Below are 8,262 nucleotides of genomic sequence, written 5' to 3'. Positions count from 1 at the left end.
CGGGGGGAACAAACGTGGGTTGGTCTCGCGGGCGGGACATAGAAAAGGGATGCGGAAAGCACACGCGGCCGCGCCCGCCCCCCTCCTCCTCTCCCCCCCCCCGCCCGTACTTCTGTTCCCCGGGTGACGCGGGTCCCGTGGGGGCCGCGTCACCGCCCTTCCCGGCTACTGGGTGCGGTTCTCACCGCGGTAGTACTCGAACACCCAGCCGTACACGCCGATCAGGATCACCGGCAGCGAGACGAACAGCAGCCACCAGCCGAAGATGATGCCCATGAACGCCAGCGCGCCGCCGGTGGCCAGCGCGAGCGGCTGCCAACTGTGCGGGCTGAAGAAGCCCAGCTCGCCGGCGTCGTCCGCGACCTCCGCGTCCTCCCGGTCCTGCGCGCCGGTGTCGGCCCTGCGCGCGGTGAACGCGAGGTAGAAGCCGATCATCGTGCTCAGCGCGAAGGCGAGGAAGAGCGCCGTGGTGCCCGCGGGCTCCTTGGACCACAGGCCGTACACGATGGCCGAGGCCAGGATGAAGACGGCCAGGCCGAGGAACATCTTGCCTTGGACCCTCACTGACCGGACTCCTTACGGTCGTGGTGCAGGTCGCCACTGACGCCCGAGAGCGCCTGGTCGGGACCCCGGTTGACGAGCGAGTCGATCGCCGAGATCTCCGGGTGGTGCAGGTCGAACGCCGGGGATTCGGAGCGGATGCGCGGCAGCGTGGTGAAGTTGTGCCGCGGCGGCGGGCACGAGGTGGCCCACTCCAGCGAACGGCCGTAGCCCCACGGGTCGTCGACTTCGACCTTCTTGCCGTACTTGGCGGTCTTCCACACGTTGTAGAGGAACGGCAGTATCGACAGACCGAGCAGGAACGAGCTGATGGTGGAGATGGTGTTCAGCGTGGTGAACCCGTCCGCCGCCAGGTAGTCCGCGTACCGGCGCGGCATGCCCTCGGCGCCCAGCCAGTGCTGGACGAGGAAGGTGCCGTGGAAGCCGAAGAACAGCGTCCAGAAGGTGATCTTGCCGAGCCGCTCGTCCAGCATCTTGCCGGTCATCTTGGGCCACCAGAAGTGGAAGCCCGCGAACATCGCGAACACGACGGTGCCGAACACCACGTAGTGGAAGTGCGCGACCACGAAGTACGAGTCCGAGACGTGGAAATCCAGCGGCGGCGCCGCCAGGATGACACCGGTCAGACCACCGAAGGCGAAGGTGATCAGGAAGCCGATGGACCACAGCATCGGGGTCTCGAAACTCAGTGACCCCTTCCACATCGTGCCGATCCAGTTGAAGAACTTCACACCGGTCGGCACCGCGATCAGGAAGGTCATGAACGAGAAGAACGGCAGCAGCACCCCGCCGGTGACGTACATGTGGTGCGCCCACACGGTCACGGACAGACCGGCGATGGAGATCGTCGCGGCCACCAGGCCGATGTAGCCGAACATCGGCTTGCGGCTGAAGACCGGGATGACCTCGGAGATGATGCCGAAGAAGGGCAACGCGATGATGTACACCTCTGGATGGCCGAAGAACCAGAAGAGGTGTTGCCAGAGCAACGCGCCGCCGTTGGCGGCGTCGAACACATGCGCCCCGAATTTCCGGTCGGCCTCCAGGGCGAGCAGCGCGGCGGCGAGCACCGGGAAGGCCAGCAGGACGAGGACACCGGTCAGCAGCACGTTCCAGCAGAAGATCGGCATGCGGAACATCGTCATACCGGGTGCGCGCATGCAGATGATCGTGGTGATGAAGTTGACCGCGCCGAGGATGGTGCCGAAGCCGGACAGGGCCAGGCCCATGATCCACATGTCGGCGCCGATGCCCGGCGAGCGGACCGCGTCCGACAGCGGCGAGTACGCGAACCAGCCGAAGTCGGCCGCGCCCTGCGGGGTCACGAAGCCGCCGACCGCGATGAGCGAGCCGAACAGGTAGAGCCAGTAGGCGAACATGTTCAGCCGCGGGAACGCGACGTCGGGGGCGCCGATCTGCAGCGGCATGATCCAGTTCGCGAAGCCCGCGAAGAGCGGGGTCGCGAACATCAGCAGCATCACGGTGCCGTGCATCGTGAACGCCTGGTTGAACTGCTCGTTCGACAGGTACTGGTTGCCCGGCCGGGCCAGCTCCGCGCGCATCAGCAGCGCGAGCACGCCGCCGATGAGGAAGAAGGCGAACGACGTGATGAGGTACATCGAGCCGATCGTCTTGTGGTCCGTGGTGCTCATCCACGTGACGATGACCGAGCCGGGCTTGCGCCGACGTGCCGGGATCTCGTCCGCGTAGGAGTCGTCCGCCGCGGCGGCGCCCTGCGGTTCGTTCAGAATGCTCATGTGGTCTTGGGCTCCGAGTTCTTCGCGTTGCCCGTGGTGGCGATGCCCGCCGGGATGTACCCGGTCTGGCCCTTCGCCGCCAGGTCCTTGAGGTGCTGCTTGTACTCCTCGGGCGAAACGACCTTCACGTTGAAGAGCATCCGGGAGTGGTCCACACCGCAAAGCTCGGCGCACTTGCCAAGGAAGGTGCCCTCCTTGCTCGGAGTCACCTCGAAGACGTTGGTGTGGCCGGGGATGACGTCCATCTTCATCAGGAACGGAACGATCCAGAAGGAGTGGATGACATCACGCGAGGTGAGGACGAACCGCACGCTCTCTCCCTTGGGGAGCCAGAGCGTCGGACCGGGGTTGCCGGTGTCCGGGTTCCTGCTGGCCGGCGTGCCCACGTCGTAGACGCCCTCGGCGCCGGGGGGCAGCAGCAGCTTGTTCGCGGGGATCTCGGACAGTTCCTTCGGCACGCCCGTGGGGGTCGCCGGGTTGCCGTCCACGTCCTCGACGTAGTTGAAGCCCCAGCTCCATTGGAAGCCGACCACGTTGATCACGTGCTGCGGCTTCTTGGAGGTGTCCAGGATCTTCGACTCGTCACGGGCGGTGAAGTAGAACAGCACCGCGATGACGATGATCGGGACGATCGTGTACAGGGCCTCAAGGGGCATGTTGTAGCGCGTCTGCGCGGGGACCTCGACCTTGGTCCGGCTGCGCCGGTGGAAGATCACGCTCCACAGGATCAGGCCCCAGACAAGGCAGCCGGTCACCAGCGCGGCGGCCCAGGAGCCCTGCCAGAGCGCGAGGATCCGGGGTGCCTGTTCCGTGGCAGGACTGGGCATGCCGAGGCGGGGATAGTCCTTGTACGAGCAACCAGTGGCGGTCGCAAGGACCAGGCCCGCGGCCAGCGCCCGCGGCAGCCATCGCCGCACCGGGCGCCGCGACGAGGGGGTACCTCCCACGCCGTTCTGGCCGTGGGGGAGGTCGGAGCCGTTGGGACTCACGTAGCGCCTTCCCGAGAGTCTCGCCCGAGCGTCCGGGTGCCCGGCCGCCTGCTGGTCGGTCGGTCCGTGCACGGGCAATTAGGTGTGGATGTTTATGCGGACCAAACCCTACTGGACGCTATTTGAGGTCACGCGGGGAGGGGGTACAACGCGCCGGGGCACACCCCGAAGGGATGGAATCCCGCACTCCGGGGGCCTTCTGACAGTGCGCCCGGCCGGTCGGCGCGGGCGGGTTGTAGCGTGCTGAGGTGTCCTATTTCGATACGGCTTCGGCCGCTCCGCTGCACCCAGTCGCCCGGCAGGCGCTGCTCGCCGCCCTCGACGAGGGGTGGGCCGACCCCGCGCGGCTGTACCGCGAGGGGCGCCGGGCGCGGCTGCTGCTCGACGCGGCCCGCGAGGCCGCGGCGGACGCGGTCGGCTGCCGCCCCGACGAACTGGTCTTCACTCCTTCGGGGACACGCGCGGTGCACACGGGTGTGTCCGGCGCCATGGCGGGCCGCCGTCGGACGGGCCGTCAGGTGGTGGTCTCGGCCGTCGAGCACTCGTCGGTGCTGCACGCGGCGGAGGCGTACGAACGGGTGACGGTGGGCGTCGACCGGTCGGGGCGGGTGGCCGCCGCGGACTTCGCGGCGGCGCTGCGCGCGGACACCGCGCTGGCCTGCCTCCAGTCCGCCAACCACGAGGTGGGTACGGTGCAGCCGGTCGCGGAGGCGGCGGCGCTGTGCCGGGCGGCCGGGGTGCCGCTCCTGGTGGACGCGGCGCAGTCGCTGGGCTGGGGGCGGGTCGAGGGCGAGTGGTCGCTGCTGACGGCGAGCGCGCACAAGTGGGGCGGGCCGTCCGGGGTCGGGCTGCTCGTGGTCCGCAAGGGCACCCGCTTCGCGCCTCAGGGGCCCGCGGACGAACGGGAGTCGGGGCGCGCGCCCGGCTTCGAGAACCTGCCCGCGATCGTCGCCGCCGCCGCGTCGCTGCGGGCGGTGCGCGAGGAGGCGGCCCGGGAGGCCGTCCGGCTGACGGCGTTGGTGGACCTGATCAGGTCGCGCGTGCCGCGGGTCGTGCCGGACGTGGAGGTGGTCGGCCACGGCACGCTGCGGCTGCCGCACCTGGTCACCTTCTCCTGCCTGTACGTCGACGGCGAGGCGCTGTTGACCGGTCTCGACCGGGCCGGTTTCTCGGTGTCGTCCGGATCGTCGTGCACGTCGAGCACGTTGACGCCCAGCCATGTGCTCAAGGCGATGGGTGTGCTGTCCGAGGGGAACGTACGGGTGTCGCTGCCGCCGGGGGCCGCCGCGGAGGACGTCGAGCGCTTCCTCGCGGTGCTGCCGGGGGTCGTGGCCGAGGTCCGCTCGGCGCTGGGCGCGCCGTCGGCCGCGTCGGCCGGGCCCGGCCGACAGGGCGGGCGGGAGCCGCGGGAGTCCGCTCTGGTCGTGGACTCGCTCGGCAAGCTCTGCCCGATCCCGGTCATCGACCTCGCGCGGGTCATCGACGACGTGCCGGTCGGCGGCCTCGTCACCGTGCTGTCCGACGACGAGGCCGCCCGGCTCGACATCCCCGCGTGGTGCGAGATGCGGGCCCACGACTATCTGGGGGAGCGCCCGGCGGAGCGCGGCACCGCGTACACGGTGCGGCGCAGGGCCTGACGGGCGCTCATCCGGGAGCGTTCAGCGCGCGCCGAGGTGCGTGCGGACCTCTTCGGCGGCGGTGTCGCCGTACGCCTTGCTGAAGCGCTGCATGAAGTGGCCGCGGCGCAGCTCGTACTCCTGGGTGCCGACGGTCTCGATGACGAGGGTCGCCAGCATGCAGCCGACCTGCGCGGCGCGTTCGAGGCTGACGCCCCAGGCGAGCCCGGACAGGAAGCCGGCCCGGAAGCCGTCGCCGACTCCGGTGGGGTCGGCCTTGGTCTGCTCCTCGGCGCAGCCGACCTGGACGGGCTCCTCGCCCTTGCGGTCGATCCGGACGCCGTGGGAGCCGAGGGTGGTGACGCGGGTGCCGACCCGGTCCAGGATCTCCTCGTCGCTCCAGCCGGTCTTGGCCTCGATGAGGCCCTTCTCGTACTCGTTGCTGAAGAGGTACGCGGCGCCTTCGAGCAGGACGCGGATGTCGTCGCCGTCCATCCGCGCGATCTGCTGGGAGAAGTCGGCGGCGAAGGGGATGCCGCGGGTCCTGCACTCCTCGGTGTGCCGGATCATCGCCTCGGGGTCGTCGGCGCCGATCGAGACCAGGTCGAGGCCGCCGACGCGGTCGGCGACGGCCTGGAGCTCGATCAGCCGGGCCTCGCTCATGGCGCCGGTGTAGAAGGAGCCGATCTGGTTGTGGTCGGCGTCGGTGGTGCAGATGAAGCGGGCGGTGTGCAGCACCTCGGAGATCCGTACGGACGAGGTGTCCACGCCGTGCCGCTGGAGCCAGGCGCGGTACTCGGCGAAGTCGTTGCCCGCCGCGCCGACCAGGATCGGCGAGGTGCCGAGCTGGCCCATGCCGAAGCAGATGTTGGCGGCGACCCCGCCGCGCCGCACGTCGAGACCGTCCACGAGGAAGGACAGCGAGACCGTGTGGAGCTGGTCGGCGACGAGCTGATCGGCGAAACGGCCGGGGAAGGTCATCAGATGATCAGTGGCGATGGATCCGGTTACGGCGATACGCACGGCGGCAGGCTCCTGCGGGGGATCGACGAGAAGAGCAGGCGTCCCACGCTACCGGGTGCGCCGTAGCAGTCGGACACGGCGAAACTACCCGATAGTAGGGCTTTCTCGATGGTCCGCCCGTGCCTAGGGTCGAGGTATGAGGTCTACCCCCGCCGCACCCGTGCCGTCCTCCGCTTCCGCCCTTTCGGCCACGCCTCCGGTGTCCGCGTCGTTCCCGCTCGCCGAGCCCGAGTCGCTCGACCAGTTGCTCGGCGACTGCCGCCGGATGGCCGCGCACTGGCACACCCCGGCCGCCAAGGCCCAGGCCGTGGTCGCCCCCGCCAGCCTGCACGGCATCGTCGTCCCGCCCGCGTCCGCGCACGTGGTGCGCGGTATGGCCGAGTTCGGCGACTAGGGCCTGTCCGGCGTATCACGAACGGCCCCTTCGGCGGGGCCCGCGTCGCCGTTCCCCCGGACGGCGCAACGGGCCCGGCGGAACCGGAATCCGGCCCGCCGCGTCAGATCCGCATCTGACGTACGGAGCCGAAGGAGCACGCGGTGAGCACCGAACGCGACGACGACAACGCGGACCCGACGACGGAAGAGCCCCGCCCCGAGCGGTCCGCGCCCCGGCCACGGCTGTTGGTGGCGGCGGTGGCCGCCGCCGTCCTGCTGGCCGGTGGCGGCGGGGCGTACTGGGCGGCGACCGCGAACGAGGGCGGTCACCCGAAGGCCGGGCCGGCCCCGCTGCGGCTGAACGACGCCCCCGGCGAAGGCTCGGGCAGCGCGGACGGCGGCGGCGCGGACGACGGGACGAGCAGCGGTCCGGCGAGCGGCGGCACGTACACGCTGACCGGCTCGCTGCCCAAGGGCCCCGACTCCGCCGCGGTCTACCGCGGGGAGGGTCCGGTCGTCGCGGCCGACGCGGAACGGCTGGCGAAGCTGCTCGGGATGAGCGGCCCGGCCACCGCGCAGGGCGACTCGTGGCGGGTGGGGCCGGGCGACGGCGCGGGGCCGACGCTGCTGGTCACCAAGGCCGCGCCGGGCACCTGGTCGTACAGCCGGTACGGCGCGACCACCGTCAACCCGGCGGAACCTGCCTATCCCCCGCGGCCGGTGAACCCCGGCGGCCCGGAGAAGAGCGGCCCGGGGACGGACACCGGCACCGGCACCGGCTCCAGCGGTTCGAGCTACGCCGGCAGTCCCGGCAGTCCCGGCACGAACGGACCGGTGTCCTCCGCTCCCGCGAGCGGTACGACCTCGACGCAGGCGCCGACGCCCGAGCCGCCGGTGTCCGAGCAGCGCGCGAAGGCGGTGGCCGCGCCCGTACTGGCCGGTCTGGGCCTGTCGGGCGCCACGGTCGACGCGCACGAGACGGCGGGCGCGCTCCGCGCGGTGACGGCCGACCCGGTCGTGGACGGCCTGCCCACGCACAACTGGAGCACCGGCCTCGACGTCGGCTCCGACGGGCTGATCACGCTGGCGCACGGCCGCCTCTCGGCGCTCGACAAGGGCGACAGCTATCCGGTGGTGAGCGCCGCGCAGGCGCTGAAGGACCTCAACGGGGCGCAGGTGATGCACCCCGATCTCGGGATCGCCGCCTGTCCGGCGAAGTCGGCGCCCGCGCCGAAGCCGAGCGCCCTGCCGACCACGCCCGGCGAGGACAGGACGCTCCCCCACACGCTGCCGTGCGTGCCGGGCAACGGCCATCCGATGGACGTGCGCGGCGCCGAGTTCGGCCTGTCGCTGGACTACGTGTCCGGCGCCCAGGTGCTGGTGCCGTCCTGGCTCTTCGAGGTCGCGCAGCCCGGTGTGAGCCGGTCGAGCGTGGAGGCGCAGCCCGCGGTGGACCCGGCGTACATCCAGCGTGACGCGCCCGGTACCGCCGTGCCGCCCTCCGGCGTGCCGGAGCAGCCGAGCGGGCCCGCCCAGCGGCACCACACGGTCGGTCTGAGCACGTACCACGCGGACGGCGGCACGCTGTCGCTGACCTTCTACGGCGGGGTGTGCAGCACGTACAGCGCGAAGGCCGCGGAGTCGGCGGACGAGGTGCGGGTGACGGTGACCGCGGCCGACAAGGGCGGCACGTGCGTCACGCTCGCCAAGGAGTTCACCGAGAAGGTGAGGCTGGACAAGCCGCTCGGCGGCCGTACGGTCGTGGACACCTCCAGCGGGCACCCGCTGAAGGCGCGCTGAGCGCACCGCGTACGCCGGGCACACGTGAAGGCGGGGGGGGCCCCCCCCCGGGGGGGCCCCGCCTTCCTTTTCTGGTGGGGCGGGGGGGGGGGGCCGGGGGAGGGAGGGAGACCCCCCCCCAGGAGCGGAAGCCGCGGCGTT

General features: G+C 71.2%; 7 protein-coding genes. 3 read left to right on the top strand and 4 right to left on the bottom strand.

Features of this window, described 5'->3' with window-relative positions; genetic code table 11:
- Positions 1 to 165: 165 nt before the first annotated feature.
- From ACZ4EF_RS29440 to ctaC, 3 genes are read right to left on the bottom strand one after another with little or no spacing between them, the layout of a single operon-like run.
- Complete coding sequence (locus ACZ4EF_RS29440; protein WP_188281472.1) at positions 166 to 564, bottom strand: cytochrome c oxidase subunit 4; 399 nt, start codon at positions 562 to 564, stop codon at positions 166 to 168.
- Positions 561 to 2,318 (bottom strand): aa3-type cytochrome oxidase subunit I, encoded by a 1,758-nt coding sequence (gene ctaD, locus ACZ4EF_RS29435; RefSeq protein WP_355334278.1) that lies wholly within the window; start codon positions 2,316 to 2,318, stop codon positions 561 to 563. Before ctaD ends, ACZ4EF_RS29440 begins: the two co-directional genes overlap by 4 nt.
- Complete coding sequence (gene ctaC, locus ACZ4EF_RS29430) at positions 2,315 to 3,307, bottom strand: aa3-type cytochrome oxidase subunit II (RefSeq protein ID WP_188281474.1); 993 nt, start codon at positions 3,305 to 3,307, stop codon at positions 2,315 to 2,317. Before ctaC ends, ctaD begins: the two co-directional genes overlap by 4 nt.
- 248 nt (positions 3,308 to 3,555) lie before the next feature.
- On the opposite strand from ctaC, the gene ACZ4EF_RS29425 reads away from it, so the two are divergent.
- Positions 3,556 to 4,944 (top strand): aminotransferase class V-fold PLP-dependent enzyme, encoded by a 1,389-nt coding sequence (locus tag ACZ4EF_RS29425; protein ID WP_467507121.1) that lies wholly within the window; start codon positions 3,556 to 3,558, stop codon positions 4,942 to 4,944.
- A gap of 21 nt (positions 4,945 to 4,965) precedes the next feature.
- On the opposite strand, the gene ACZ4EF_RS29420 is transcribed toward ACZ4EF_RS29425, so the two are convergent.
- Positions 4,966 to 5,946: a carbohydrate kinase family protein gene (locus tag ACZ4EF_RS29420; protein ID WP_355334284.1), complete on the bottom strand. Its 981-nt coding sequence runs from the start codon at positions 5,944 to 5,946 to the stop codon at positions 4,966 to 4,968.
- A gap of 136 nt (positions 5,947 to 6,082) precedes the next feature.
- On the opposite strand from ACZ4EF_RS29420, the gene ACZ4EF_RS29415 reads away from it, so the two are divergent.
- Both ACZ4EF_RS29415 and ACZ4EF_RS29410 read left to right on the top strand, forming a co-directional pair.
- Positions 6,083 to 6,340: a hypothetical protein gene (locus tag ACZ4EF_RS29415; protein WP_355334286.1), complete on the top strand. Its 258-nt coding sequence runs from the start codon at positions 6,083 to 6,085 to the stop codon at positions 6,338 to 6,340.
- A gap of 143 nt (positions 6,341 to 6,483) precedes the next feature.
- Entirely contained in the window at positions 6,484 to 8,121 is a 1,638-nt protein-coding gene (locus ACZ4EF_RS29410; RefSeq protein ID WP_467507118.1) for a hypothetical protein, read from the top strand.
- The last annotated feature ends 141 nt before the right edge of the window (positions 8,122 to 8,262 follow it).

Source organism: Streptomyces sp. NPDC025721 (genome assembly GCF_055558595.1).
This window is presented reverse-complemented; position numbering and strand designations above follow the sequence as displayed.